The sequence below is a fragment of the Streptomyces virginiae genome (genome assembly GCF_041432505.1).
GTDB classification, from domain to species: Bacteria; Actinomycetota; Actinomycetes; order Streptomycetales; family Streptomycetaceae; genus Streptomyces; species Streptomyces virginiae_A.
In genome coordinates, this window is sequence record NZ_CP107871.1 from 4,871,338 (window position 1) to 4,896,259 (window position 24,922).

The window sequence follows — 24,922 nt, forward strand, 5'->3', positions numbered from 1 at the left end:
GCGGGAGCGGCCGGGCCGGCGGGAAGGGGACGCGAAGGCGGACATGCCAAGCTGAGCGGTGTGAGAGACCTTGCCGAGACCGTCGACCGAGCCTTCGCCGCCGCCCTCTACGCCCAGGACGACGCCGGGCTGGACACCGGCGCCTCGCTGCTCGTCGCGGACCAGGCGGGCTGGCCCGCGGTCGGGCGGGAGCTGCTGGCGCGCGGGGAGGCGTACGTACGCCAGGGCTGGGAGCGGGGCTGGCAGCCGGCCGACGTGCTGCGGCTGGTCCGCCGGGACCTCGACGAGCGGCACCTGCGGATCACCGGCGACCTGATCGCCGCCGAGGCACGCCGCTACGCCCGGCTCCCGGCGCGCTGGGGCGCCGACGAGGTGTGGTGGGGCGGCGACGACGCGTACGCCGACCGGCTCGCGCAGCGGGAACGGTCCGACCGGTTCACGCTGGCCACCGCCTTCCTGGAGGTGCTGCGGCTGCTGATCCGGCTGCCCTCGATCGAGCCGGTGGGTGCGCTGCCCGGCGATCCGGTCGACGCCCTCGCGGAGCACGCCCACATCGAGCCGCGCATGCTGGGCCGGATCCGGGCCCTGCTCGCCAAGGCCGAGGCGACCACCTATCCGGAGGAGGCGGAGGCGCTCAGCGCCAAGGCCCAGGAGCTGATGGCCCGGCACACCGTGGACGAGGCCCTGCTCGCGGCGAGCGGCAAGGGTCCCGCCCAGGTGCCCGGCGCCTGCCGGATCGGTGTCGAGCCGCCGTACGAGGAGGCGAAGGCGGTGCTGCTCGACGCGGTGGCCGGCGCCAACCGCTGCCGGGCGGTGTGGAACAGCGGCTTCGAGTTCTCCACGGTGGTCGGCTTCGAGAGCGACCTGGAGGCGGTGGAGCTGCTGTACACCTCGCTGCTCGTGCAGGGCACGGCGGCGATGACCCGCGCGGAGGCCGCACAGCGTTCCGGCGGACGCAAGCGCACGAAGACGTTCAGGCAGTCGTTCCTGCTCGCCTACGCCAGTCGGATCGGCCACCGGCTCGCCGAGACCGCCGAGCACACGGCGACGGAGACCCCCGACAACCTGCCGGCCCTGGTGGCCCGCGACGTGGCGGTCACCTCACGGGCGGAGGAGATGTTCCCCCGGACCACCACGACCCGGCTGCGGGGCGCCACCGACCACGCGGGCTGGGAGGACGGCACGGCGGCCGCCGACCGCGCCCACATGGGCGGCAGGCGGAAGCCGCTGCCGGGTACCCGCGCGGACACGCCCTAAGGAGTCTCCTCCGAGCGCAGGGCGCGCGCCTCGGACTTCAGGATGCGCATCGACCGGCCCAGCGAGCGGGCCATGTCGGGCAGCCTCTTGGAACCGAACACCAGCAGGCAGACCACCAGGACCACGATCAGGTGCCAGGGCTGGACGGCGTTGCGGAGCACGGGCGTTCCACCTTTCGGACGAGCCGGCGTCTTTTCGAACGACCGCCTCATGGAACAGGCACATCCGGGGTCAGGACAAATCTGAAGAAGTCCTGAAAACCGTTACGCTCGGCGCCATGAGCTGGCTCCGGGCACTGAAGGGCACCGCCCGCTCGGGTCTGACGATCGAGCGGGCCCGCCTCGAACCCCTCGCCGCCCTGCGGGCCGCCGCCGGCCTCGCGATCGTCATCGCCGCCGGACTCGCCTTCCTCGGTCCCGGATCGGCCGCCAGTGCCGCCCTCGGCGCCTTCATGGCCGCCATCGCCACCTTCCAGCGGAGCTGGCGCCCGCGCCCCGCGCTCGCCCTCGCCTCCGGTCTGACCCTGGCCGTCTCCACCTTCGTCGGCTACCTCGTCGGCGCCTCGCACACCGGGCTGTTCCTCGCCCTCCTCGCCGTCTGGACCTTCGGGGCGGGCCTGCTGTGGGCGGCCGGGCCCACCGCCGGGACCATCGCCTCCGGCAACGTCGCGGTCATGCTGGTCACCGTCACCCTGCCCACCTCCGCGGCGCAGGCCGCCGGGCACGCCGTGATCATCGCCGCCGGTGGGGCGGTCCAGGCCCTGCTGATCGTGCTCTTCCCCGTCCGCCGCTGGGGCGCCCAGCGCGACGCCCTCGCCGACGCGCTCGCCGCCGAGGCCGACTACGCCCGCCGGCTGCGCCAGGACCCCGTCTCGCCCTTCGACCCCGAGCCCCTGATGCGGGCACGGGCCGCCGCCACCGTCACCTCGCGCCAGGCCCGGCGGCGCCCCGCCGAGCTGCACGGGGCGCGGGGGCTCGCGGAGCGCATCCGGCCGGTGCTGGCCTCGCTCGCCGATCCGGCCGTGGGAGCCCCGGCCGAGGGCCCGGGCCGGGACCGGGTGCGCGAGCTGTTGGCCGCCGCCGGGGAGGTCCTGGACGCCGCCGCGCGCGCGATCCGCCGCGGGGAACCCGTGCGGCTCCCCGGACCGTCGCTCGCCGTCCTGAGGTCCCCCGACACGGCGGATCTCCTCACCGGCGCGCCGCTTCGGGCCGCGCGCCGGCTCGCCGCCCTGCTGGACGACGTACTGGAGACGGCCGAGCCGGGATCCGGGCGGACCGCCGACGCCGCCGAGTCGATGCTGCGGCCCGGTCTGATCGCCCTCGTGCCGTCGGTCCTGGCCGCCGTACGGGCCGAACTGCGCCCCGGATCGCCGATCCTGCGGCACGCCCTGCGGGTCACCGCCGTGACCTGCGCGGGCTACGTCATCGGCCAGGCGCTGCCCCTGGGGCACGGCTACTGGGCCCCGATGGCCTCGGTGATGATCATGCGGCCGGACTTCGGACAGACCTACGCGCGCGCCGTCGCCCGCTTCGCCGGCACCCTCGTCGGGGTCGCGGTCGCCACCGGCATCGTCCAGCTCGCCCAGCCCGGCATGTACCTGTCCGGGTTCCTCGCCGTGATCAGCGCCTGGCTCATGTACACCCTGCTGCGCACCGGGTACGCCGTCGCCCAGCTCTTCGTCTCCGCCTACGTGGTCTTCCTGCTCGGCATGGGCGGCGTCCGCTGGGACCAGACCGTGCCCGACCGCGTCACCCTCACGCTGGTCGGCGGACTGCTCGCCATGATCGGCTACGCCCTCTACCCGGCCTGGGAGACCCCGCGGCTGCGGTCCCGGCTCGCCGACTGGCTCGCCGCCGGCGGACGGTACGCGGCCGCCGTGCTGGAGCAGTACGGCGACCCGGCCGGGGCCCGGCGCGCCGATGTGCGCGAGGCCCTGCTGGCGGCCCGCGACGCCCGGATCGCCTGGCAGGAGGCGCTGGACCGGGCCGCCGGGGAGCCGGTGCGCCACCGCGGGCTGTCCCGGGCGGCCGCCGACGTGGCGGGGGACGCCCTGGCCGCGCTCGGCCGGTGCTCCATGCTGCTGGAGGCCCACCTCCCGGACCGCGGGCACGCCCCGGAGCCCCGCGCCGCCGCCCTGGCCGAGGCGCTGCGCGGCGACACCGAGGCGGGCGCGAAGGCGGTACGGGAGCGGCGCGCGCCGCGGTGGGAGGGGGTCCGGGCGGTGCTGGCGGAGTGGGGCGCACCGGAGCGGACGGTGCTGGGCGGGGCCGCCGCTCAGCTCCTGGAGGCGCTGGACGAGGTGTCCGAGGCCCTTACTCCTGAGTAGGGACCTGTCTGTGATCAATGGACCACCCCGCGTGCACGTGCATCTGCCCATGCAGCAGCTCATGAACACAGCTATGATCCGGAGGAGTTGACATCTGCACTATCGGGGGCTTCCTGTGGACCACGCGTACAACGGGATGGCAGCTGCAGAACTCGCTACCTTGTTTGAGCTGACGTGGCAGAAGAGCAGACACAGCAACTCGCAGGGTTCCTGCGTGGAGTTCGCACGGCTGCCGGGAGGCGATGTCGCCATGCGCAATTCGCGCTTTCCCGACGGACCGGCGCTCGTCTACACGCCGGCCGAGATAGAGGCCCTGCTGCTGGGCGTCAAGGACGGCGAGTTCGATCACCTGATCAGCTGACGGAACAGCGCATCCATCAGGCCATGCACGTGCACTGGCCGGGATCGATCGCAATGATCGATCCCGGCCAGTTGTCGTGTCGGTCGTCCTGATCCGCACCCCTGATGGACGGCGCTCGACAGCGCTCCGCGGCTGTCGGCGGCCGTCGGTGGCTCAGTCCTGGAGCAGGAAGAGCGCCCAGACCACCTTGCCGGTGAGTCGTCCCGCGAGCGGGTGCCAGCCCCAGCTGTCGCTGTACGAGTCCACCAGGAACAGCCCGCGCCCGGACTCCAGGTCGAAGTTCTCCTCGGTCCGCTCCGGCGAGAAGGCCCCACCGGGCCGGTCCTCGCTGGGGTCCCGCACCGCGCACACCAGGCGCGTGCTCCACCGCATCAGGTGCAGCCGTACCGGCGGCTCCGGCTCGGCGTCCGCACCCCGCGCGTCCTCGGGCAGGGCATGGCGCAGCGCGTTGGTGACGAGCTCGGAGACGACCAGGGCCACATCGTCGAAGCGGTCGTCGAGACCCCACTGGGACAGGGTCGAGCGACAGAAGGAACGGGCGCCGCGTACCGCGTCGTAGCGGGCGGGCAGGGCGCAGGAGGCGGACCCGGAGACAGCCGTGGGGTCGACCGGGGGCAGCCCCTGCCGTAACGGCTCGAGCATGGTCGATCCATTCGTCCCCATGCGAGGCACTCCCGGGATTCGCGGGCGGAGCGGTCATCTCCGTCCAGAAAGAACTGCGGGGTGGGTCCGGCGCCGGCGCGAACAGCACGCAGGTGCGCGGGGACCATCGTTCCGAATGCTCGGGCCGGATGCAAGGGCAGATGCACGTGCACGCGCCGGACCTGTCCCCTCCCGTGACGGTTCTGACTCATTTCTTCCTACGCATACTTACGGACTTCTTTTCCCGCAGGCGGGATTCCGTTACAGAACGAGTACGGGCCGATGCGTTTTGGTGGCAGACTGCGGCCTCTGGGGTACGGGGGCCCTGAGACGCTCGCGCACACCACGCGCACGCCAATGCGATGGGGAGGGCAGTACTAGTGACCGCAGAAGCAAGCGGTTCTGTGGTGCGCCGCATCCTCCTGGGCTCCCAGCTCAGGCGACTCCGAGAATCCCGCGGCATCACCCGTGAGGCGGCCGGCTACTCGATCCGCGCATCCGAATCGAAGATCAGCCGCTTGGAGTTGGGAAGGGTGAGCTTCAAGGCCAGAGACGTCGAGGACCTCCTCACGCTCTACGGAGTCACGGACAGCACGGAGCGCGAGTCGCTGCTCGGACTGGTCCGCGAGGCCAACGCGACCGGCTGGTGGCACAGTTACGGCGATGTGCTGCCCGGATGGTTCCAGACGTACATCGGTCTGGAGGGCGCCGCCTCGCTCATCAGGATCTACGAGGTCCAGTTCGTCCACGGACTGCTGCAGACCGAGGCCTACGCCCACGCCGTCGTCAGCCGCGGCATGCCCGGCGCCACCGGCGCCGAGATCGACCGCCGCGTCGCCCTGCGCCTGGAACGCCAGAAGGTCCTCGTCTCCGAGAACGCCCCCATCTTCCACGCCGTCCTCGACGAGGCCGCGCTGCGCCGCCCGTACGGCGACCGCGAGGTCATGCGCGGTCAGCTGGAGCACCTCATCGAGGTCTCGCAACGGCCCAACGTGCAGCTCCAGGTGATGCCCTTCTCCTTCGGCGGCCACGCGGGCGAGAGCGGAGCCTTCACCCTGCTGCGCTTCCCCGAGTCCGACCTCCAGGACATCGTCTATCTGGAACAGCTCACCAGCGCCCTCTACCTGGACAAGGGCGAGGAAGTGGGGCAGTACGAGCGGGCGATGGAACGACTCCAGGCGGACTGCCCCGATGCCGAGCGGACCCGGGATCTTCTCCGCGGCCTGCTCCAACTGTCTTGATTCGCACGTAGTATGACGTCTGATCAGTGCATGATGACCGATCGGTCTCCGGTGCAGCGCACGGGTGCGCGCTCGCAGTAAGGGATGGCATGTCCATATTCAGCGACCTGGCTCACCAGTACATCGACGGCGAATGGCTGGCCGGTACCGGTTCGTGGGACATCATCGACGTCAACCCCTACAACGGGGAGAAGCTCGCGGCCATCACCGTGGCCACCGTCGAGCAGGTGGACCAGGCCTACCGCGGCGCCGAGCGCGCCCAGCGTGAGTGGGCCGCCACCAGCCCTTACATCAGACGCGCCGTCCTGGAGCGCGCCCTGCGGATCACCGAGGAGCGCGAGAAGGAGATCGTCGAGGCGATGATCGACGAGCTCGGCGGGACGCGTCCCAAGGCCGAGTACGAGGTCCACCTCGCGATGGAGTTCATCCGCGAGTCCCTCCAGCTCGCCGTCCGGCCCGAGGGACGGATCCTGCCCTCGCCGGTCGAGGGCAAGGAGAACCGGGTCCAGCGGCTCCCCGTGGGTGTCGTCACGGTGATCAGCCCCTTCAACTTCCCCTTCCTGGTGACCCTGAAGTCGGTCGCCCCGGCCCTGGCGCTGGGCAACGCGGTCGTCATCAAGCCCAACCAGAACGCCCCGGTCGTGGGCGGCGGCGTGATCGCCAAGATCTTCGAGGACGCCGGACTGCCGGCCGGCCTGCTGAACGTCCTGGTCACCGACATCGCCGAGATAGGCGACGCGCTCCTGACCCACCCCGTCCCCAAGGTCATCTCGTTCGCGGGATCGGACCGGGTAGGCCGGCACGTCGGAGCCGTCGCCGCCCGCCACTTCAAGCGGACCGTCCTGGAACTGAGCGGCAACAGCGCGCTCGTCGTGCTCGACGACGCCGACCTCGACTACGCGGTGGACGCGGCCGTCTTCAGCCGCTTCGTCTACCAGGGCCAGGTCTGCATGGCCGCCAACCGGATCCTCGTCGACGCCTCCGTCGCCGAGGAGTTCACGGAGAAGTTCGTCGCGCGCGTGCGCGGCCTGCGGACGGGCGACCCGCGCGAGGCCGACACCCACATCGGCCCCCTGATCAACTCCTTCCAGGCCGACGCACTGACCGCGCTCGTGGACCAGGCCGTGGAATCCGGCGCGCAGGCGCTCGTACGAGGGTCTACGCGCGGCAACCTGGTCGAACCCACGGTGCTCGCCGGAATCCCCGAGGACTCCCCGCTGCTGAGCCAGGAGATCTTCGGCCCGGTGGCCCTGCTGGTGGTCTTCGACGGCGAGGACGAGGCCGTACGGCTGACCAACGCGACCCCCTACGGGCTGAGCGGCGCCGTGCACACCCGGGACGTGGAGCGGGGCGTCCGCTTCGCCCAGCGCATCGAGACCGGCATGATCCACGTCAACGACTCCACGATCGGGGACGAGCCGCTGGCCGCGTTCGGCGGCGAGAAGGCCTCGGGCCTGGGCCGGCTGAACGGCGAGGCCACGGTCGAGGCGTTCACCACCCAGAAGTGGATCTCCGTCCAGCACGGCCGGACGACCTTCCCGTTCTAGCTCACCCACCTCATCCCCCCAGGGGGTGTCTTGTGGGCGGGGCCGGGCTCGCGGTGGCCGGTACGCACGCTCGCCGCGTTCTCGTCGGTCGCCGACGCTCCGCGTCGACTCCCTCCTCGGCCTTGCGATCGCACGCACCGGCCACCGCTCCCCGGTCCGACCCGGCCCACAAGACACCCCCTAGACTCGGCCGGGCGTACGCAGCCGCCCGGGGGAGAACGAGTTGAGCAACATACCGGAGACCGGCCGGACCCCTCGGGTCCAGAACCGGCTCGTCGTCATCCAGATCGTCGTCTTCTCGCTGCTGCTCACCCTGGGCGGACGCCTGTGGTACCTCCAGATACGCAATGGCTCGGAGTACACGGACGAGGCGAAGAACAACCACGTCCAGCAGGTGGTCCAGCCCGCCGTGCGCGGTTCGATCCTGGACTCGCGCGGGGTGCCGCTCGCCGACAACGCCACCCACCTCGTGGTCTCCGCCAGCCGCACCGAGCTGCTGACCATGAAGGACAAGGGCCGGTCCGTGCTGACCCGGCTCGCCGGGGTACTGGGCGTGGACCCCCAGGAGGTCATCGACAAGGTCCGGCTCTGCGACGACAAGACCAAGCAGCCCTGTTGGAACGGCTCCCCCTACCAGCCCATCCCGGTCAGCAACCAGGCCACCACCGAGCAGGCCCTGCAGATCCGCGAGCACCCCGAGGACTTCCCGGGCATCACGGCCGAGGCGACCGCCCTGCGCCGGTACGCGGCCCCGGACGAGGCCAACACCTCCCAGGTGCTGGGCTACCTCTCCCCGGTCACCGACGAGGAGATCGCCAAGGCGAAGAAGTCGGACTCGCCGTACCTGCGTTCCGACCAGGTCGGCCGCTCCGGCCTGGAGCGCACGTACGACAAGGAGCTGCGCGGCAAGGCGGGCATCACCCGCTACGAGGTGGACAACCTCGGCCGGGTCATCGGCCAGGGCGAGACCGACCCGGCGAAGCCCGGATCGAACATCGTGACCTCCATCGACTCCCGCGTGCAGGCCGTCGCCGAGCGCGAGCTGAACAACGCGATGATCGAGGCCCGCAAGGTCAACGACAAGAACACCGGCAGGAACTACGAGGCCGACTCGGGCGCCGTCGTGGTGATGGAGACCAAGACCGGCCGGGTCGTGGCCATGGCCTCGAACCCGACCTACGACCCCAACGCCTGGGTGGGCGGCATCTCCGCCAAGGACTACGCCGGTCTCACCGACAAGAAGTCGAACTACCCGCTGCTGAACCGGGCCATCCAGGGCCAGGCGGCGCCCGGCTCCATCTTCAAGGTGGTCACCTCGACGGCCGCGGTCAACGCCGGCTACCCGTTCAACAACCGCTACCCGTGCCCCAGCTCGTACTCGGTCGGCAGCCAGACCTTCACGAACTTCGAGTCCCAGGGCCACGGTGACATCACCATCGGCCGGGCGCTGGAGGTCTCCTGCGACACCGTCTACTACGCCCTCGCGGACCAGGAGTGGAAGAAGGACGGCGGCATCAAGCCGAAGAAGGACCCGAAGGACTGGTTCCTCAAGACCGCCCACGAGTTCGGGCTGGGCAAGCGCACCGGTATCGACCTGCCGAACGAGGTCCCCGGCCGGGTCCCCGACCGCAGGTGGAAGCAGGACTTCTTCGACGCGAACAAGGACGCCTGGTGCCGCGACGGCAAGAAGAACGGCAGCTTCGCCGAGAAGATCGCCTACGAGAACTGCCGCCAGGGCAACCAGCTGCGCGAGGGTGACGCGATCAACTACTCGATCGGGCAGGGCGACACGCTCGTCACCCCGATCCAGATGGCCTCCGTCTACTCGGCCATCGCCAACGGTGGCACACTCCACCAGCCCGGCATCGGCAAGGCGATCGTCAGCGCCGACGGGAAGTCGGTCCAGGAGATCGCGCCGAAGGAGACGGGCAAGCTGCCGATGGACGCGAAGACCCGCGACAACATCGACGAGGCCCTCGCGGGCGTGGCCACCGACGGCAGCGCGGCCTGGCGCTTCGGCGGTTGGCCGCAGAAGCAGATCCCGATGCACGCCAAGACCGGCACGGCCGAGGTCCAGGGCAAGCAGACGACCTCGTGGTTCGCCTCGTACACCGAGGACTACGCGATCGTCATGACGATCTCCCAGGGTGGTACCGGCTCGGGCGCCTCGGGTCCGGCCGTCCGCAACATCTACGAGGCGATGTACGGCCTCGACCCGACGGGCAAGCAGGACCTCTCCAAGGCCCTGCTCCCGCAGCCCGCCACCGCGCTGCCGGCGATCCGCCCCGACGGCGAGATCGAAGGCAACTGAACGGCCATCGAGGACAGGATCTGACCTCGATGCTCCGTAGCGTGGGTCGTGTCGGGGGGAAGAAGCCCCCCGGCACGGCACCTCACGCATAAGGCGGTCGGTCATGGCTCAGATCTCCCCCGAAGTCCTCGGCGACGAGCGCGGCACTCTCCTCGCCTTCGTCGAAGCCCAGCGCACGGCGATCCGTGAATCGCTCCTCGGGCTCAGCGAGGAGCAGGCCGCGAGCCGCCCCAGCGTCAGCGAGCTCACCCTGTCCGGTCTGATCAAGCACGTGGCCGAGGTCGAGCTGAACTGGCTTCGGCTGGCCCAGCAGGCGCCGAACGAGCGGCAGCGCACCGAGGAGACCTGGGGCGAGGCCTTCCGCCTGGTCGAGGGCGAGTCGATCCCGTCGGTGCTCGCCTTCTGGGACGAGGTCGCGGAGCAGACGGCGGCCTTCGTCGCCGCCCTCCCGAGCCTGGACGAGACCTTCCCGCTGCCGCCGGCGCCCTGGTTCCCCAAGGACGCCAAGGTCTCGATGCGCTGGATGCTCCTGCACCTGGTGGAGGAGTTCGCCCGGCACGCGGGCCACGCGGACATCGTCCGTGAATCCCTCGACGGCACCAAGGCGATGGGCTAGAGGGCGGGGGCTTAGCCTGGCCCCATGTCAGCGATCCGGCTTCTTGTCCTCGGTGCGGTCCGCCAGCACGGGCGCGCCCACGGGTACCAGGTACGCAACGACCTGGAGTACTGGGGCGCCCACGAGTGGTCGAACACCAAGCCCGGATCGATCTACCACGCGCTCAAGCAGATGGCCAAGCAAGGCGTCCTGCACGCCCACGAGGTGGCGCCGAGCGTGGCGGGCGGGCCCCCGCGCACCGAGTACGAGGTGACGGACGCGGGCCGCGAGGAGTACTTCCGGCTGCTGCGCGAGGCCCTCGCGGCGTACGACCAGAAGACGGACGTGCTGTCCGCGGCGATCGGCTTCATGGTCGACCTGCCGCGGGCGGAGGTGCTCGCGCTGCTCCGGGAGCGGATGGCGAAGCTGGCGCTGTGGCGGTCGTCGGTGACGAACCACTACACGCCGGAGGGTGGCCCGGAGGTGCTGGGCCACATCGGGGAGATCATGCACATGTGGGTCCACTCCGCGGATGCCGAGGCGGAGTGGACGCGCGGGCTGGTCGCCCGGATCGAGGGGGGCGCGTACTCCTTCGCGGGTGAGGGCGGGGCTCCGTTCGTGGGGGTCCTCGCGGACGGCCAGGAGAATCCGTACGCCGCGCACCAGGATGCGTAATCAAGTTTGACTAGCCCGAGAGTGGGCATTACCTTGGGCGCGCCCAGCTACTCAAATTTGATTACTGGAGGAACGGTTTTGGCGATCTTCGTCGAAGGTGTCCACAAGCGGTACGGCGACAAGCCCGCGCTGGCGGGGCTCGACCTGGAGGTGAAGCCCGGCACGGTGCACGCCGTCCTCGGCCCCAACGGAGCCGGAAAGACCACGGTGGTGCGCGTCATGAGCACCCTGCTGCGGCACGACGAGGGCGTGGTCCGGGTCGCCGGCCACGACGTACGCACCCAGGCTCCGGCCGTCCGCGCCCGGATCGGGCTGCTCGGCCAGCACGCGGCGCTCGACGAGGACCTGGCCGGACGGCAGAACCTGGAGATGTTCGGCCGCCTCCACCACCTCGGCGCACGACGGGCCGGGCTACGGGCCGACGAACTGCTGGACCGCTTCGGTCTCGCCGACACCGGTCGCAAGCCGGTGAAGCAGTACAGCGGCGGCATGCGCCGCCGGCTCGACCTCGCCGCGTCCCTGATCACCGACCCGGAGGTGCTCTTCCTGGACGAGCCGACCACCGGGCTCGACCCGCGCGGCCGCACCGAGGTGTGGAGCGCGGTGCGCTCCCTGGTGGGCGGCGGCACCACCGTCCTGCTGACCACGCAGTACCTGGAGGAGGCCGACCAGCTCGCCGACCGCATCACACTGATCGACGCGGGCCGGGTGGCCGCCGAGGGCACGGCCGACGAGCTGAAGGCCCTGGTCGGGGCGGACCGGATCGTCGTCGTCCTGCGGGACGCGGCGCGGTTGGCGGAGGCGGCGCGACTGCTGCCGGACCCGACCGTGGACCCGGACTCCCTGACCCTGAGCTTCCCGGTGCGGGACCGGATGGCGGGCCTGACCCTGACCCTGCGCGCGCTGGAGGGTGCCGGCATCGAGGCGCTCGACCTCGCGGTCCGCCGCCCCACGCTCGACGAGGTCTTCCTGCACCTGACCGACCGCGAGGAGGTGGCCGCATGAGCACGGCATGGGTGGTCTCGGACTCCTGGACGATGACCCGACGCGAGCTCGCGCACTGGGCCCGCAGGCCGGTCCAGATGATCGTCGGACTGGTCTTCCCGGTGATGATGCTGCTGATGTTCGGCTTCCTCATCGGCGGCGGACGCGGGATCGATGGCGAGTACGTGGAGTTCCTGGTGCCCGGGATGCTCGCGCTGACCATGGCCTTCGGCCTGGAGGCGACGATGACGGCCGTCACCCAGGACCTCGGCAAAGGGGTGATCGACCGGTTCCGCGCCATGCCGATGTCCTCGGCGGCGGTCCTGGTCGGCCGCAGCGCGGCGGACATGCTCCAGTCGGCGGTGGGCCTGGTCGTCCTCGCGGGCGTCGGACTGCTGCTGGGCTGGCGCCCGCACGGCTCGCCCGCGGCCACCCTGACGGCCTTCACCCTGCTCCTGCTGCTGCGCTTCGCGATGCTGTGGATCGGCATCTTCCTCGGGATGGTCGCGGGCCGCCCGGAGCTGGTGCAGGCGGTGCAGATCCTGGTGTGGCCGGTGGGCTTCCTCTCCAACGCCTTCGCCACACCGGAGGCGATGCCGGGTTGGCTCGGGACGGTGGTGGAATGGAATCCGCTCTCGGCGACGGCCACGGCCGTCCGCGACCTCTTCGACAACCCGGCCGCGGCTGCGCCGTCGTGGGCCGCCGACCACGCGGCGCTGCTCGCGGTGGCCTGGCCGATCCTGCTGCTGGCGATCTTCTTCCCGTTGGCGGTGGGCAGGTTCCGGGGCATGGGCAAGTAGCTCGCGCCGCCGACTTGCACCTCACGCCACGTGAGGACCCACAGTGAAGGGCGTACCCGACCAGAGGGCGGAAGAGATGAGCTACTCCGTGGGCCAGGTCGCCGCATTCGCCGGAGTGACGGTGCGCACCCTGCACCACTACGACGAGATCGGGCTGCTGTCCCCGAGGGGCCGCAGCCACGCCGGGCACCGGCGGTACGACGACGCCGACCTGGACCGGCTGCAGCGGATCCGGTTCTACCGGGAGCTCGGCTTCCCCCTCGACGAGGTCGCGGTCCTGCTGGACGACCCGGAGACGGATCCGCAGGAGCATCTGCGCCGGCAGCATGCCCTGCTGACCGACCGGATCACCCGGCTCCAGCAGATGGCCAAGGCCGTTGAGCACGCCATGGAGGCGAAGAAGATGGGCATCAACCTCACACCGGAGGAGAAGTTCGAGGTCTTCGGGGACGAGGACCCGGAGCAGTACGCACAGGAGGTCGAGGAGCGCTGGGGCGCTACCGAGGCGTACACCGAGTCGCAGCGCCGGGCGGCCTCGTACACGAAGGACGACTGGCAGCGGATCCAGGACGAGGCCGCCGACTGGGGTCGCCGCTACGTGGCGGCCATGGAGGCGGGGGAACCCGCGGACGGTGAACGCGCGATGGATCTCGCCGAGGAGCACCGCCTGCACATCCACAAGTGGTTCTACGACTGCCCGTACGAGATGCACACGTGCCTCGGCGAGATGTACGTGGCGGACGAGCGGTTCACGGCGTTCTACGACGCGATGAAGCCGGGTCTCGCCGAGCACCTGCGCGATGCGATCCTCGCGAACGGAGTCCGCAAGGTTTAAGTGGAATGTCACGCATGCGACCCCCTCCGGTCCCTGGAACCGGGCGGGGGTCGTGTGCGTTGATAATTGAAACCGCTCCTTCCGCCTTACGCCCCCCGATTCCAGGAGAGCCCGGAACCCGTGTATACGCTTGCGCTCGGCCCACAGTGGCTGTCCCCGGACTACCTGATCTCGCACTTCGGTCTGATCGGCATCCTGGTCATCGTCTTCGCCGAGTCGGGACTCTTCGCCTTCCTTCCCGGCGACTCCCTGCTCTTCACGGCGGGTCTGCTGGTCGCGGACGGGCAGTACATCAAGCAGCCGCTGTGGCTGGTCTGCACCCTGATCGTGGCCGCCGCGATCATCGGTGACCAGGTCGGATACATGATCGGCAAGTTCTTCGGGCCGAAGCTCTTCAACCGCCCCAAGTCCAAGCTCTTCAAGCGGGAGAATCTGGACAAGGCGCACGAGTTCATGGACAAGCACGGCCCCAAGGCCATCGTGCTCGCCCGCTTCGTGCCGATCATCCGCACCTTCGCCCCGATGGTCGCGGGCGCCGGCACGATGAAGTACCGCACCTTCCTGACCTACAACATCATCGGCGGCATCGGCTGGGGTGCGGGCGTCACGATCGCCGGCTACTGGCTCGGACAGATCGAGTTCATCAAGACGAACGTCGAGCCGATCCTGGTGGGCATCGTCCTGATCTCGGTCATCCCGGTGGTCTTCGAGGTCCTGAAGGCCCGCAAGGAGAGCAAGGCGAACGCCGACGCAGGCGCCGAGGCCGTGGCCGACGGCTCCGCCCCGCAGGCCCCGGGCACGCGCGGCCGCCACGCCAAGCGCTGAGGCCCGGCCCGCGGCATCCCCTGCGCCCGTACCGCCCCGGAGGCCCACCTGAGGCCCCGGGGCGTACGTGTGCCCGTACGAGGCCCCGTACGGGCATCCGTACGCGCGGCGGCGACGCTCAGAAGCCTCGGGTCCGCTTCGCCGCGCGGCGCTTGGCGGCGCTCGTGGCCCCCGGGATGCGCATGAACAGCCGCGAGGCCTCCGACCCGAGGTTGACCCCGATCGCGATGGCCAGCGCGATGGCCGCGGCGTTCACCAGGGAGCCCAGGCCCTCGTTCAGCCGGTTCTCGGCGATCAGCAGCAGGCCGTAGTACACCGCCGAGCCGGGCAACAGCGGGCCGATGGCGGCCGTCACGTACGGCAGGGCGGAGGCGAAGCGGTAGCGGGAGAAGAGCTGCCCGAAGAGGCCCACCAGCCCGGCCGCGATGGCCGTGGACGGGACGGGCGGGATGCCCCCCGCGTAGTGCAGGGCCCCGAAGGTGACCCAGGCGACCGCGCCGTTCAGCGTCACGATCAGGACGGTGGAGCGTTCCTGCTGGAGCAGGATCGCGAAGGTGAACACCAGCACCATCGAGGCGGCGATCTGGATCAGCGGCCGCTGCTGGATCTGCAGGACCTCCTCCGGCCGCGGCGAGGCGTCGAACTGCAGGCCCACGTAGAGGACCACCAGCACGCCCATGATGATGCCGATGAAGAGGTACATGACCTCCAGCAGTCGGGCCGACGCGGTGATGTAGTAGCCGGTCAGGCCGTCCTGCACGGCCGCGACCACGGCCCGTCCCGGCAGCAGCGCGAACAGCCCACCGGTGATCACGGCGGAGGCCTTGACGTCGATGCCCGTCATGTTGAGCGCGACCCCGAGGGCGGCCGGCGGCATCGCGGCGACCACGAACTGGTAGAACTCGGGCAGCCCGCGCCCGGCGCACAGCCAGGCCAGGCGGTCACCGAGGACCGCGCCGATCGCGGCGGCGAAGAACACGAGGACCCCACCGCCGACGAGCGTGGAGGCGGCCCCGGCGAGCAGTCCGGCGGAGGCCGTGAGCATCCAGCCGGGGTAGGGGTGCCGGTTGCGGCGGATCTCGGCGAGCCGCCGGTAGGCCTCCTCCAGCGTCACGTCGATCTCGTGGGCGCTGATGTCGTCCACGAGCCGGAACACGGCCGCGAGCCGGTTGTAGTCGGTGCCGCGGCGGCGCACGGTCCGGCTGGCCGAGACCGGGTCGCCCACCAGCGAGGGGTGGTGGGTGATCGACAGCATGGTGAAGGTGACGGTCGGCTCGCAGCGGTCCAGCCCGTACGAGCGGGCCACCGCGAACATCGCGGCCTCGACGTCCTCGGCGCCCTCACCGCCCGCGAGCAGCAGCTCGCCGATGCGCAGGGTCAGGTCGAGGACGCGGCCCACGGCGGGCCCGGTCTCGCTGTGGCGCTGCACGAGCTCCGGTACGGGCCGCACGTCGACCGGCATGCGCAGCATCGTGCGCATGCGGTCCTGCCAGGGGGATTCCTTCATCCGCGCGACGGGGAAGCCCTGGCCGGGGGTGTAGGCGGGCGGGGACTGCGCGGCCCGGTAGGTGGCCGGGGCGGCGAAGGCCGATCCCTCGGGCTCGGGCTCCACCGGATCGGCGCCCGCCGGACGGGCGAATTCCGAGGTGGGCTGGTCCTCCTCGAAGACGTCCGGCTCCATGCCGGGCGGCGGCGTGAAGGCGCTGTGCGCCTCGTCGGACTGGGGCTTCCTGTCCTCTGCCCCGTCGGCCTCCGCCACGCGTCCTCCAGTCCGTGATCACCCGGGGTATCAGTATGCGGAATCGTTTCCTCCCGCCGCACACCCAGCGCGCACCCGCCGTACCGCCGGTGCGCACCCGCCCCACACCCACCGCATACCCGCGGCCGCCCGCCGCACCGGCCCGGGAACACGACAGCGGGCGGCATCCCCCGAAGGGACACCGCCCGCCATGTCACGAGGGGCGCGGGGGAACACCCCGGCCCGTCACCGCGGAGCGCGAGCTCAGTGGTGGCCGCCCTGCGCCTCCAGGCGCTTGTACGAGGCCTCGATCTCGGCCTCGGCCTCGGTGCGACCGACCCAGTTCGCGCCCTCGACGGACTTGCCCGGCTCCAGGTCCTTGTAGACCTCGAAGAAGTGCTGGATCTCCAGGCGGTCGAACTCGGAGACGTGGTGGATGTCGCGCAGGTGCTCGACACGCGGGTCCGAGGCCGGCACGCACAGCAGCTTGTCGTCGCCGCCCGCCTCGTCCGTCATGCGGAACATGCCGATGGCGCGGCACTTGATCAGGCAGCCCGGGAAGGTCGGCTCGTCAAGGATGACCAGCGCGTCCAGCGGGTCGCCGTCCTCGCCGAGGGTGTTCTCGACGAAGCCGTAGTCGGCCGGGTAGCTGGTCGAGGTGAAGAGGCGACGGTCCAGACGGATCCGGCCGGTCTCGTGGTCCACCTCGTACTTGTTCCGCGAACCCTTGGGGATCTCGATGGTGACGTCGAACTCCACGTCCTGCTCCTCCATGATCAGCTGCATTGCTTCGGGACTGCGTCGATCGATCCGCGTGCGCGTCCGTCCCAGCCCTGCCGGGTGGGGTGCCATGCTCGCGGCAAGACGCAGTGGTTAAGTGTCCCTCACGCATATGTGTGATCGCGAAAGGGGCTGGTCCGAGGTGCCATTGGTCAAGACCTGGCAGCTCATCGCAGGGTCGGCCGTCGCCGGCCTCGCCCTGTCGGTGGCAGCGGTGACCACGGCCGGTCCTTGGGACTCCGGCCAGCGTAAGGCCGAGCGGGACAGAGCCGCCTCCTGGGGCCGCACGGGTGGCGCAGATCACGATGGAGGGCCCGGTTCCGGAGCCCTGCCCGAAGCCGCCCCGAGCGCCCCCGGCGTGCTCGGCGCGATCGGCCCCGGCGTCCCGCGCGCGCAGAACGCCCCCGCCGAGCCCGCCTCCGCCGGGGGCCTGGGCGCCGCGCTCAAGCCGCTGCTCGCCGATCCCGCGCTCGGCACCGTCCGTACGGCGTCCGTCGTCGACACCGCCACCGGGCAGGTCCTCTACGAGTCCGGGGCCCGGGACGCGATGACCCCCGCCTCCACCGTCAAGATCGTCACCGCCGCGGCCGTGCTGGCCGCCCTCGGACCCGAGCACCGGATCAGGACCACGGTCACGCCCGGCGCCGCCCCCGGACAGATCGTCCTGGTCGGCGGCGGCGACCCCTCGCTCACCGCGAAGAAGAAGAGCCCCGCCGGATCCGGCGGCAGCCTCGTCGCCCTCGCCGGTGACACCGCGCAGGCGCTCAAGGCCGCCGGCACCGACACCGTGACCCTCGGATACGACGACAGCCTCTACACCGGCCCCGTCCGCCACCCGATCGGCGGCAACCCCAACATCGCTCCGGTGACCGCCCTGACGGCCGACGAGGGCCGCCCCGACGAGTCCACCTCCGGGCCCGTGGACCGCGCCGAGGACCCCTCCCGCGACGCCGCCCGGGCCTTCCGCACCCTGCTGGCCGACCGCGGCATCAAAGTCACCGGCGAACCGGCGAAGGCCAAGGCCGCCGCCGGCGTCCAGCCGCTGGCCGTCACCCTCTCCACCCCGATCGCCGGGCTCGTCGAGCGGATGCTGACCAACAGCGACAACGACATCGCCGAGGCCCTCGCCCGGCAGACCGCCCTCGCCTCCGGCCGGCCCGCGAGCTTCGAGGGCGCCGAGAAGGCCGTCACCGACCGGCTCACCGCCCTCGGCATCGACACCGCCGGCTCCCGCTTCGCCGACGGCAGCGGACTGAACCGCGCCGACAAGGTCAGCGCCGGCCTGCTGACCGGGCTCCTCACCAAGGCCGCCGACCCCCGCAGCCCCGAGCTGCGCCCGGTCCTCACCGGCCTGCCCGTCGCCGGCTTCACCGGAACCCTGAAGGCCCGCAACTCCGGCGGTTCCCCGGCCGCCGGCCTGCTCCGCGCCAAGACCGGCACCCTGACCGGGGTGAACTCCCTCTCCGGCACGGTCGTCGACCCCTCGGGCCGTCTCCTCGCCTTCGCCTTCCTCACGGCGAACAGCCCCGGGGCCGAGGGCGCGGAGAAGGCCCTCGACAAGTTGGCCGCGGCCGTGGCGACCGCTTCGTAGGGGGTCCGTAGGAGGGCCGGTCCACGTACGGTTGACGCATGACGAGCATCGGTGGTGCGGAGATGGTCGACTGGAACCTCGCGGTGGCGACCGCGACCCGACTGGTACGACCCGGCCCGGAGGTCACCCGGGACGAGGCGCGGGCCGTCGTCGCCGAGCTGCGGCGGCACGCCAGGACCTCGGAACGGCACGTGCGCGAGTTCACCCGGATGATCCCCGAGGGGTCGGCCGTCCCCGACACGCCCGTCCTGGTCGTGGACCGGGCCGGCTGGGTCAAGGCCAACGTCGCCGGCTTCCGCGAGCTGCTCCAGCCGCTCCTCGGCAAGATGCAGGACCGCCGCGCGGGCGCCCCCGGCGGAGCCGTCCTCGGCGCGGTCGGCGGCAAGGTCACCGGCGTCGAGCTGGGGATGCTGCTGAGCTTCCTGGCCTCCCGGGTCCTGGGCCAGTACGAGACCTTCGCACCGGTCACCGGGGACCTGCCCGGCGCCGGCGGGGGCCGGCTGCTGCTCGTCGCGCCCAACATCGTGCACGTCGAGCGCGAGCTGGAGGTGCACCCCCACGACTTCCGGCTCTGGGTCTGCCTGCACGAGGAGACGCACCGTACACAGTTCACGGCCGTCCCGTGGCTGCGCGAGCATCTCGAAGGCGAAATCCAGACGTTCCTCGGGGCCACCGAGGTCGACCCGTCCACCGTCCTGGAACGCATCCGCGAGGCCGCCCAGTCCTTCGCGGGCGCCCGCCCCGACGCCGAGCACGGTGACGAGGGACGCTCCCTCGTGGAGCTCGTCCAGACCCCGGAGCAGCGGGAGATCCTGGGTCGACTGACCGCCGTCATGTCCCTGCTGGAAGGCCACGCCGACTTCGTGATGGACGGGGTCGGTCCGCAGGTGGTGCCCTCCGTCGCCGAGATCCGGGAGAAGTTCCAGCAGCGCCGGGCCAGCGGCGCCGGCCGTCTCGACGCCGCGCTGCGCAAACTGCTGGGCCTCGACGCCAAGCTGCGCCAGTACCGCGACGGCGAGCGCTTCGTCCGCGCCGTCGTCGGCCAGGTCGGCATGGACGGCTTCAACCGGGTGTGGACCTCCCCGAACACACTGCCGACCAAGGCCGAGATCGCCAGCCCCGCCGACTGGGTCGCACGCGTGCACCGCAAGGGGAGCGAACCGAGCGAAGCGGAGTGACACAAGGGGCGTAAACATGTCTCACTGGGGGAAGCAGCGTCACCCGTCCGAGGGACCGTGGGCCGTGGAAGGGCGTGCGATGCTCGGGGAACGGCTCGGTTCTGTCACCATCGACGCACTCTGAGTGACATCCTCCCGTTCCGCGGGGGCAGCCGGGCAGCAGCACCTCAGCACACCACCCCAACGCCTCCGAGGCATCCGAACTCCATCGAAGGGCACCGGACATGGGTCCCCATCCTGCGGTCGCGGCGATACGCCTGGCGGTCCGCCGCGTACTCCACGACGTCCTCACCGACCTCACCGACCACACAGGCGGCCCCGCCGCCCCCCGCCGCGCCGGGGACTCGCCGCCGCTCGTCCTCGTCGCCTGCTCCGGCGGCGCCGACTCCATGGCGCTCGCCTCCGCCCTCGCCTTCGAGGCCCCCAAGCTCGGCATCCGGGCCGGCGGCATCACCGTCGACCACGGACTGCAATCCGGCTCCGACCTGCGCGCCGCCGAGGTCGTCTCCCGCATGACCGCCATCGGCCTCGACCCGGTGGAGTCCGTCGCCGTGCGCGTCGGCCGCGACGGCGGACCCGAGGCCGCCGCCCGCGACGCCCGCTACGGGGCCCTGGACGAGGCCGCGGACCGACTGGGCGCCGCCGCCGTGCTGCTCGGCCACACCCGGGACGATCAAGCCGAAACCGTCCTGCTGGGCCTGGCCCGCGGCTCCGGCATCCGCTCGCTCTCCGGCATGCCCGAGGTCTCCGGCGGATCCGCCGGCCGCACCAACCGCTACCGCCGCCCCTTCCTCCAGGTCGACCGGCAGACCGCCCGCAAGGCCTGCATGGTCCAGTCCCTCCCCGTCTGGGACGACCCGCACAACATCGACCCCGCCTACACCCGCTCCCGGCTGCGCCACGAGGGGCTGCCCGCCCTCGAGAAGGCGCTCGGCAAGGGAGTCGTCGAGGCGCTCGCCCGTACCGCGCAGCTCTCCCGCGACGACGCCGACGCCCTGGACGCCTGGGCCGCCGAGGCGGAGACCGGCGTACGCGACGCGGACGGCCGCCTGGAGTGCGCCAAGCTCTACGCCCTGCCCCCGGCCGTCCGCCGCCGCGTGCTGCGCAGGGCCGTCGTCGCGGCGGGGTCTCCCGCGGGTTCCCTCTTCGCCCGCCACATCGAAGAAGTCGACCGCCTCATCACCGGATGGCGGGGTCAGGGCGCCATCAACCTGCCCGGCCGGGTCGAGGCCCAGCGGCAGGGTGGCAGACTTGTCATCCGGCAGGGCTGATTGGTGCTGAAACACGGCTGAGTCCTCCGGGGTCGCCCCCGGAGCCCCGGCCGACAACGAAAGTGATGCGGGTGGACGAGAAGGACATGGGTAACGACCTCCAGTCGGTGCTCATCACCAAGGAAGAGATCGACGCGAAGCTGGCCGAGCTGGCCGCGAAGATCGACGCGGAGTACGCGGGCAAGGACCTGCTCATCGTCGGTGTGCTCAAGGGCGCCGTGATGGTGATGGCGGACCTGGCGCGTGCCTTGTCCACCCCGCTCACCATGGACTGGATGGCGGTGTCCTCGTACGGCGCCGGGACCCAGTCCTCCGGTGTGGTGCGGATCCTCAAGGACCTGGACACCGACATCAAGGACAAGCACGTCCTGATCGTCGAGGACATCATCGACTCGGGCCTGACGCTGTCCTGGCTGCTGTCGAATCTGGGCTCCCGCCAGCCGGCCTCCCTGGAGGTCGTCACGCTGCTGCGCAAGCCCGAGGCCGCGAAGGTCGCGATCGACGTGAAGTGGGTCGGCTTCGACATCCCCAACGAGTTCGTCGTGGGCTACGGCCTGGACTACGCGGAGAAGTACCGCAACCTGCCGTTCGTCGGCACGCTCGCCCCGCACGTCTACGGCGGCTGATCCACTCCCGCTTCCGCCCCGCCCCCGGGAACCCCGCCGAGCCTGCGGGGAACCTGGGGGCGATTCCCGCCGTTGAAGCAGGGGAAGGCGGGTCTGTCAGCCGTCCCACAGGGCCGCGGGTGACAATTCAGGGGTACATTCCGAAGAACAGTCTTTACTCACAGCAGCATTTACCTACGGGCAGGAGGGACGGGACGCCTGGCGTCCCGTATGGATGGACGTGAAGCGATACTTCCGTGGGCCGGTCATGTGGATCGTGCTGGCCGTCCTCGCCGTGGTCGTGTTGATGAATGTCGTCGGCTCCGGCGGCGGCTACAAGTCGGTGGACACCAGCGAGGTCATCAAGGCGATCAACACTGGCCAGGTGGAGACAGCCAAGCTGACCACCGGCGACAGCCAGATGATCAAGATCGAGCTCAAGCAAGGCCAGAAGCTCGGCAAGCACGACGGCACCAAGTTCCAGGCCAACTACATCGGGGATCAGGGCGTCCAGCTCGCCCAGAGCCTCCAGACCAAGTACGACGCCGGTCAGATCCCGGACGGATACTCCGTCACTCCGGACAAGACCAGCCCGTTCCTGAGCGTGCTGCTCTCGCTCCTGCCCTTCGTGCTCATCGTCGTTGTCTTCCTGTTCCTGATGAACCAGATGCAGGGCGGCGGCTCCCGGGTCATGAACTTCGGGAAGTCCAAGGCCAAGCTCATCACCAAGGACACCCCGAAGACCACGTTCGCCGATGTCGCGGGCTCGGACGAGGCCGTCGAGGAACTCCACGAGATCAAGGAGTTCCTCCAGGAGCCGGCGAAGTTCCAGGCCGTCGGCGCCAAGATCCCCAAGGGTGTGCTGCTGTACGGCCCGCCCGGCACCGGCAAGACCCTGCTGGCGCGTGCCGTCGCGGGCGAGGCCGGCGTCCCCTTCTACTCGATCTCCGGTTCCGACTTCGTCGAGATGTTCGTCGGTGTCGGTGCCTCGCGTGTCCGTGACCTGTTCGAACAGGCCAAGGCCAACGCGCCGGCGATCGTCTTCGTCGACGAGATCGACGCCGTCGGCCGGCACCGCGGTGCGGGTCTCGGTGGCGGTCACGACGAGCGCGAGCAGACCCTCAACCAGCTGCTGGTCGAGATGGACGGCTTCGACGTGAAGGGCGGCGTCATCCTGATCGCCGCCACGAACCGTCCGGACATCCTCGACCCGGCGCTGCTGCGCCCGGGCCGCTTCGACCGGCAGATCGCGGTCGACCGTCCCGACATGCAGGGCCGTCTGGAGATCCTCAAGGTCCACCAGAAGGGCAAGCCGGTCGCCCCGGACGTCGACCTGGGCGCGGTCGCCCGTCGCACGCCCGGCTTCACCGGTGCCGATCTCTCCAACGTCCTGAACGAGGCCGCGCTGCTCACGGCGCGCTCGGACAAGAAGCTGATCGACAATCACGCGCTGGACGAGGCGATCGACCGGGTCGTGGCGGGCCCGCAGAAGCGGACCCGGATCATGTCGGACCGGGAGAAGAAGATCACCGCGTACCACGAGGGCGGACACGCCCTGGTCGCGGCGGCCTCCCCGAACTCCGACCCGGTCCACAAGATCACGATCTTGTCCCGCGGCCGGGCCCTGGGTTACACCATGGTCCTGCCCGACGAGGACAAGTACTCGACCACGCGCAACGAGATGCTCGACCAGCTGGCGTACATGCTGGGCGGGCGCGCGGCGGAGGAGCTGGTCTTCCACGACCCGACCACCGGCGCGGCGAACGACATCGAGAAGGCCACCGCCACGGCGCGGGCCATGGTCACGCAGTACGGCATGACCGAGCGTCTCGGTGCGATCAAGTTCGGCGGCGACAACACCGAGCCGTTCCTGGGCCGCGAGATGTCGCACCCGCGGGACTACTCGGAAGAGGTCGCGGCGCTGGTCGACGAAGAGGTCAAGAAGCTCATCGAGACCGCGCACAACGAGGCCTGGGAGATCCTGGTCGAGAACCGCGACGTCCTCGACAACCTGGTCCTCGCGCTGCTGGAGAAGGAGACGCTGAACAAGGAGCAGATCGCCGAGATCTTCTCGACGATCGTGAAGCGTCCGGCCCGTCCCGCGTGGACCGGCTCCTCCCGCCGCACCCCCTCCACCCGTCCGCCGGTGCTCTCTCCCAAGGAGCTCCAGCTGACGAACTCGGCGAACGGCACGTCGGCCTCCGTCGCGCCGGTCTCCACGGAGAAGGGCATCGAAGTGGCTCCCGAGGACCGCCCCGAGTAAGCGGCGGCTCGACCCACCCGGAATGGAAGCCGCGCCCCCCAGGTTCTAGCCTGGGGGGCGCGGCTCATTTGTACGACCGCGTGTGCGGACAGGAACGAGGATGAGATGACCGACCCAGTGACCTTGACCGGTGACGAGGGCACGATCGGCGTGTTCGACGAGAAGCGCGCCGAGGCGGCGGTCCGTGAGCTCCTGATCGCGGTCGGCGAGGACCCGGACCGCGAGGGCCTCCTGGAGACCCCGGCGCGCGTGGCGCGCTCGTACCGGGAGATATTCGCGGGCCTGTACCAGAAGCCCGAAGAGGTCCTGACGACGACGTTCGACCTGGGCCATGACGAGATGGTCCTCGTGAAGGACATCGAAGTCATGAGTTCCTGTGAACATCATCTGGTCCCCTTCCACGGCGTGGCGCACGTCGGCTACATCCCGTCCACCGACGGCAAGATCACCGGCCTGTCGAAGCTGGCCCGCCTCGTGGACGTGTTCGCCCGCCGTCCGCAGGTGCAGGAGCGGCTGACCACGCAGATCGCGGACTCCCTGATGGAGATCCTGGACCCGCGCGGGGTCATCGTGGTCATCGAGTGCGAGCACATGTGCATGACCATGCGCGGGGTCCGCAAGCCCGGCGCGAAGACCATCACCTCGGCGGTCCGCGGCCAGCTCCGCGACCCGGCCACCCGTAACGAGGCCATGAGCCTGATCATGGCGCGCTGAGCCGATGCCCGGGCGGGACGGCTGGGAGCCGCTGAGCGAGGACGTCCGGCGGACCCTCGAACTGCTGTTGGCCGGTGAGCCGGACGTCGAACGGCGCTTCCAGGACCAGATCCCGCACACCCGGATGCGAGCGAGCGACTGCGCATGTCCGTGCGTGTACCTGCGCGTGGACACGGAAGCCGTGGCGGCGGTGCCCATGGACAAGAGGATGGCCGTCGTCGCGGGGGCTTCCCTCTGCGACGCCGACGGAGGCTACGACGGCGAGGTGAGCCTCTTCGCGATCGACGGGGCCCTCGCGGACCTTCAGTTCTGCGACTGGGAGGACAAGGGGCCGGGCGGCCGCAGGCTGTGGGAGTGGCTGGGGCACGTCCACCCCCTGTAGG

22 protein-coding genes and 1 pseudogene are annotated in these 24,922 nt (G+C 70.8%); 19 read left to right on the forward strand and 4 right to left on the reverse strand.

Features of this window, described 5'->3' with window-relative positions; all coding sequences use genetic code 11:
- Positions 1 to 60: 60 nt before the first annotated feature.
- A complete protein-coding gene (locus tag OG624_RS22710; protein ID WP_371639784.1) occupies positions 61 to 1,257 on the forward strand; it encodes a DUF2786 domain-containing protein in 1,197 nt (398 codons plus the stop codon).
- Here the strand turns inward: OG624_RS22710 and tatA are convergent.
- Positions 1,254 to 1,418 (reverse strand): Sec-independent protein translocase subunit TatA, encoded by a 165-nt coding sequence (gene tatA / locus OG624_RS22715; RefSeq protein WP_033219251.1) that lies wholly within the window; start codon positions 1,416 to 1,418, stop codon positions 1,254 to 1,256. The genes OG624_RS22710 and tatA overlap by 4 nt on opposite strands.
- Positions 1,419 to 1,534: 116 nt before the next feature.
- Here tatA and OG624_RS22720 point away from each other — a divergent pair, with 116 nt between their 5' ends.
- Complete coding sequence (locus OG624_RS22720) at positions 1,535 to 3,583, forward strand: FUSC family protein (protein WP_371639785.1); 2,049 nt, start codon at positions 1,535 to 1,537, stop codon at positions 3,581 to 3,583.
- Positions 3,584 to 3,698: 115 nt separating this feature from the next.
- Positions 3,699 to 3,944, forward strand: coding sequence for a DUF397 domain-containing protein (locus tag OG624_RS22725; protein ID WP_030726905.1), 246 nt, complete (start codon positions 3,699 to 3,701; stop codon positions 3,942 to 3,944).
- Positions 3,945 to 4,097: 153 nt separating this feature from the next.
- Here the strand turns inward: OG624_RS22725 and OG624_RS22730 are convergent, their stop codons facing one another.
- Positions 4,098 to 4,607 (reverse strand): ATP-binding protein, encoded by a 510-nt coding sequence (locus OG624_RS22730; protein WP_078851551.1) that lies wholly within the window; start codon positions 4,605 to 4,607, stop codon positions 4,098 to 4,100.
- 341 nt (positions 4,608 to 4,948) lie between these two features.
- On the opposite strand from OG624_RS22730, the gene OG624_RS22735 reads away from it, so the two are divergent.
- From OG624_RS22735 to OG624_RS22775, 9 genes and pseudogenes are all read left to right on the forward strand, one after another.
- On the forward strand, positions 4,949 to 5,827 hold the full coding sequence (locus tag OG624_RS22735) for a helix-turn-helix domain-containing protein (RefSeq protein WP_051763140.1): 879 nt from the start codon (positions 4,949 to 4,951) through the stop codon (positions 5,825 to 5,827).
- An 89-nt stretch (positions 5,828 to 5,916) separates the two neighbouring features.
- The gene (locus OG624_RS22740) at positions 5,917 to 7,374 is read left to right on the forward strand and encodes an aldehyde dehydrogenase family protein (RefSeq protein WP_033219249.1); all 1,458 of its coding nucleotides are present in this window, start codon (positions 5,917 to 5,919) and stop codon (positions 7,372 to 7,374) included.
- Between the two features lie 223 nt (positions 7,375 to 7,597).
- Positions 7,598 to 9,676: pseudogene (gene mrdA, locus OG624_RS22745) on the forward strand (penicillin-binding protein 2); the annotation flags it as partial.
- A 112-nt stretch (positions 9,677 to 9,788) separates the two neighbouring features.
- Positions 9,789 to 10,301: a DinB family protein gene (locus OG624_RS22750; protein ID WP_033219247.1), complete on the forward strand. Its 513-nt coding sequence runs from the start codon at positions 9,789 to 9,791 to the stop codon at positions 10,299 to 10,301.
- A gap of 24 nt (positions 10,302 to 10,325) precedes the next feature.
- Positions 10,326 to 10,955 carry a PadR family transcriptional regulator gene (locus OG624_RS22755; RefSeq protein WP_161295748.1) on the forward strand — a complete coding sequence of 210 codons (630 nt, stop codon included), beginning with the start codon at positions 10,326 to 10,328 and terminating at the stop codon, positions 10,953 to 10,955.
- A gap of 78 nt (positions 10,956 to 11,033) precedes the next feature.
- Positions 11,034 to 11,960, forward strand: coding sequence for a daunorubicin resistance protein DrrA family ABC transporter ATP-binding protein (locus OG624_RS22760; RefSeq protein WP_033219243.1), 927 nt, complete (start codon positions 11,034 to 11,036; stop codon positions 11,958 to 11,960).
- Positions 11,957 to 12,739 carry an ABC transporter permease gene (locus OG624_RS22765; RefSeq protein ID WP_371639786.1) on the forward strand — a complete coding sequence of 261 codons (783 nt, stop codon included), beginning with the start codon at positions 11,957 to 11,959 and terminating at the stop codon, positions 12,737 to 12,739. The genes OG624_RS22760 and OG624_RS22765 overlap by 4 nt, the downstream gene beginning before the upstream one ends.
- 76 nt (positions 12,740 to 12,815) lie before the next feature.
- Positions 12,816 to 13,574: a MerR family transcriptional regulator gene (locus tag OG624_RS22770; RefSeq protein WP_033219401.1), complete on the forward strand. Its 759-nt coding sequence runs from the start codon at positions 12,816 to 12,818 to the stop codon at positions 13,572 to 13,574.
- Between the two features lie 120 nt (positions 13,575 to 13,694).
- Positions 13,695 to 14,399 carry a VTT domain-containing protein gene (locus OG624_RS22775; RefSeq protein ID WP_033219239.1) on the forward strand — a complete coding sequence of 235 codons (705 nt, stop codon included), beginning with the start codon at positions 13,695 to 13,697 and terminating at the stop codon, positions 14,397 to 14,399.
- A gap of 118 nt (positions 14,400 to 14,517) precedes the next feature.
- Here the strand turns inward: OG624_RS22775 and OG624_RS22780 are convergent, their stop codons facing one another.
- The gene (locus OG624_RS22780) at positions 14,518 to 16,158 is read right to left on the reverse strand and encodes a threonine/serine ThrE exporter family protein (protein ID WP_033219238.1); all 1,641 of its coding nucleotides are present in this window, start codon (positions 16,156 to 16,158) and stop codon (positions 14,518 to 14,520) included.
- Positions 16,159 to 16,401: 243 nt separating this feature from the next.
- Positions 16,402 to 16,896, reverse strand: coding sequence for an inorganic diphosphatase (locus tag OG624_RS22785; RefSeq protein WP_008742522.1), 495 nt, complete (start codon positions 16,894 to 16,896; stop codon positions 16,402 to 16,404).
- A 163-nt stretch (positions 16,897 to 17,059) separates the two neighbouring features.
- Here OG624_RS22785 and dacB point away from each other — a divergent pair, with 163 nt between their 5' ends.
- The 7 genes from dacB (at position 17,060) to OG624_RS22820 (ending at position 24,921) form a co-directional block, all read left to right on the forward strand.
- Positions 17,060 to 18,508 (forward strand): D-alanyl-D-alanine carboxypeptidase/D-alanyl-D-alanine endopeptidase, encoded by a 1,449-nt coding sequence (gene dacB, locus OG624_RS22790; protein WP_033219237.1) that lies wholly within the window; start codon positions 17,060 to 17,062, stop codon positions 18,506 to 18,508.
- Between the two features lie 38 nt (positions 18,509 to 18,546).
- Positions 18,547 to 19,686 (forward strand): zinc-dependent metalloprotease, encoded by a 1,140-nt coding sequence (locus OG624_RS22795; protein WP_033219236.1) that lies wholly within the window; start codon positions 18,547 to 18,549, stop codon positions 19,684 to 19,686.
- 224 nt (positions 19,687 to 19,910) lie between these two features.
- Positions 19,911 to 20,957 (forward strand): tRNA lysidine(34) synthetase TilS, encoded by a 1,047-nt coding sequence (gene tilS, locus OG624_RS22800; RefSeq protein WP_033219235.1) that lies wholly within the window; start codon positions 19,911 to 19,913, stop codon positions 20,955 to 20,957.
- A 65-nt stretch (positions 20,958 to 21,022) separates the two neighbouring features.
- A complete protein-coding gene (hpt, locus tag OG624_RS22805; RefSeq protein WP_030010907.1) occupies positions 21,023 to 21,583 on the forward strand; it encodes a hypoxanthine phosphoribosyltransferase in 561 nt (186 codons plus the stop codon).
- A 214-nt stretch (positions 21,584 to 21,797) separates the two neighbouring features.
- Positions 21,798 to 23,825: an ATP-dependent zinc metalloprotease FtsH gene (ftsH, locus tag OG624_RS22810; protein WP_033219232.1), complete on the forward strand. Its 2,028-nt coding sequence runs from the start codon at positions 21,798 to 21,800 to the stop codon at positions 23,823 to 23,825.
- Positions 23,826 to 23,930: 105 nt separating this feature from the next.
- Positions 23,931 to 24,539, forward strand: coding sequence for a GTP cyclohydrolase I FolE (folE, locus tag OG624_RS22815; RefSeq protein WP_030756162.1), 609 nt, complete (start codon positions 23,931 to 23,933; stop codon positions 24,537 to 24,539).
- A 4-nt stretch (positions 24,540 to 24,543) separates the two neighbouring features.
- Complete coding sequence (locus OG624_RS22820) at positions 24,544 to 24,921, forward strand: hypothetical protein (RefSeq protein ID WP_352164068.1); 378 nt, start codon at positions 24,544 to 24,546, stop codon at positions 24,919 to 24,921.
- The last annotated feature ends 1 nt before the right edge of the window (position 24,922 follow it).

Excerpts from the sequence above, each read along its gene's own strand:
- OG624_RS22735 (WP_051763140.1), top strand. The coding sequence starts at position 4,949 with ATGGGGAGGGCAGTACTAGTGACCGCAGAAGCAAGCGGTTCTGTGGTG.
- OG624_RS22765 (WP_371639786.1), top strand. The coding sequence starts at position 11,957 with ATGAGCACGGCATGGGTGGTCTCGGACTCCTGGACGATGACCCGACGC.
- ftsH (WP_033219232.1), top strand. The coding sequence starts at position 21,798 with ATGGACGTGAAGCGATACTTCCGTGGGCCGGTCATGTGGATCGTGCTG.
- OG624_RS22750 (WP_033219247.1), top strand. The coding sequence starts at position 9,789 with ATGGCTCAGATCTCCCCCGAAGTCCTCGGCGACGAGCGCGGCACTCTC.
- folE (WP_030756162.1), top strand. The coding sequence starts at position 23,931 with ATGACCGACCCAGTGACCTTGACCGGTGACGAGGGCACGATCGGCGTG.
- OG624_RS22770 (WP_033219401.1), top strand. The coding sequence starts at position 12,816 with ATGAGCTACTCCGTGGGCCAGGTCGCCGCATTCGCCGGAGTGACGGTG.
- OG624_RS22795 (WP_033219236.1), top strand. The coding sequence starts at position 18,547 with ATGACGAGCATCGGTGGTGCGGAGATGGTCGACTGGAACCTCGCGGTG.
- OG624_RS22720 (WP_371639785.1), top strand. The coding sequence starts at position 1,535 with ATGAGCTGGCTCCGGGCACTGAAGGGCACCGCCCGCTCGGGTCTGACG.
- hpt (WP_030010907.1), top strand. The coding sequence starts at position 21,023 with ATGCGGGTGGACGAGAAGGACATGGGTAACGACCTCCAGTCGGTGCTC.
- OG624_RS22730 (WP_078851551.1), bottom strand. The coding sequence starts at position 4,607 with ATGGGGACGAATGGATCGACCATGCTCGAGCCGTTACGGCAGGGGCTG.
- OG624_RS22740 (WP_033219249.1), top strand. The coding sequence starts at position 5,917 with ATGTCCATATTCAGCGACCTGGCTCACCAGTACATCGACGGCGAATGG.
- tilS (WP_033219235.1), top strand. The coding sequence starts at position 19,911 with ATGGGTCCCCATCCTGCGGTCGCGGCGATACGCCTGGCGGTCCGCCGC.
- OG624_RS22820 (WP_352164068.1), top strand. The coding sequence starts at position 24,544 with ATGCCCGGGCGGGACGGCTGGGAGCCGCTGAGCGAGGACGTCCGGCGG.
- OG624_RS22755 (WP_161295748.1), top strand. The coding sequence starts at position 10,326 with ATGTCAGCGATCCGGCTTCTTGTCCTCGGTGCGGTCCGCCAGCACGGG.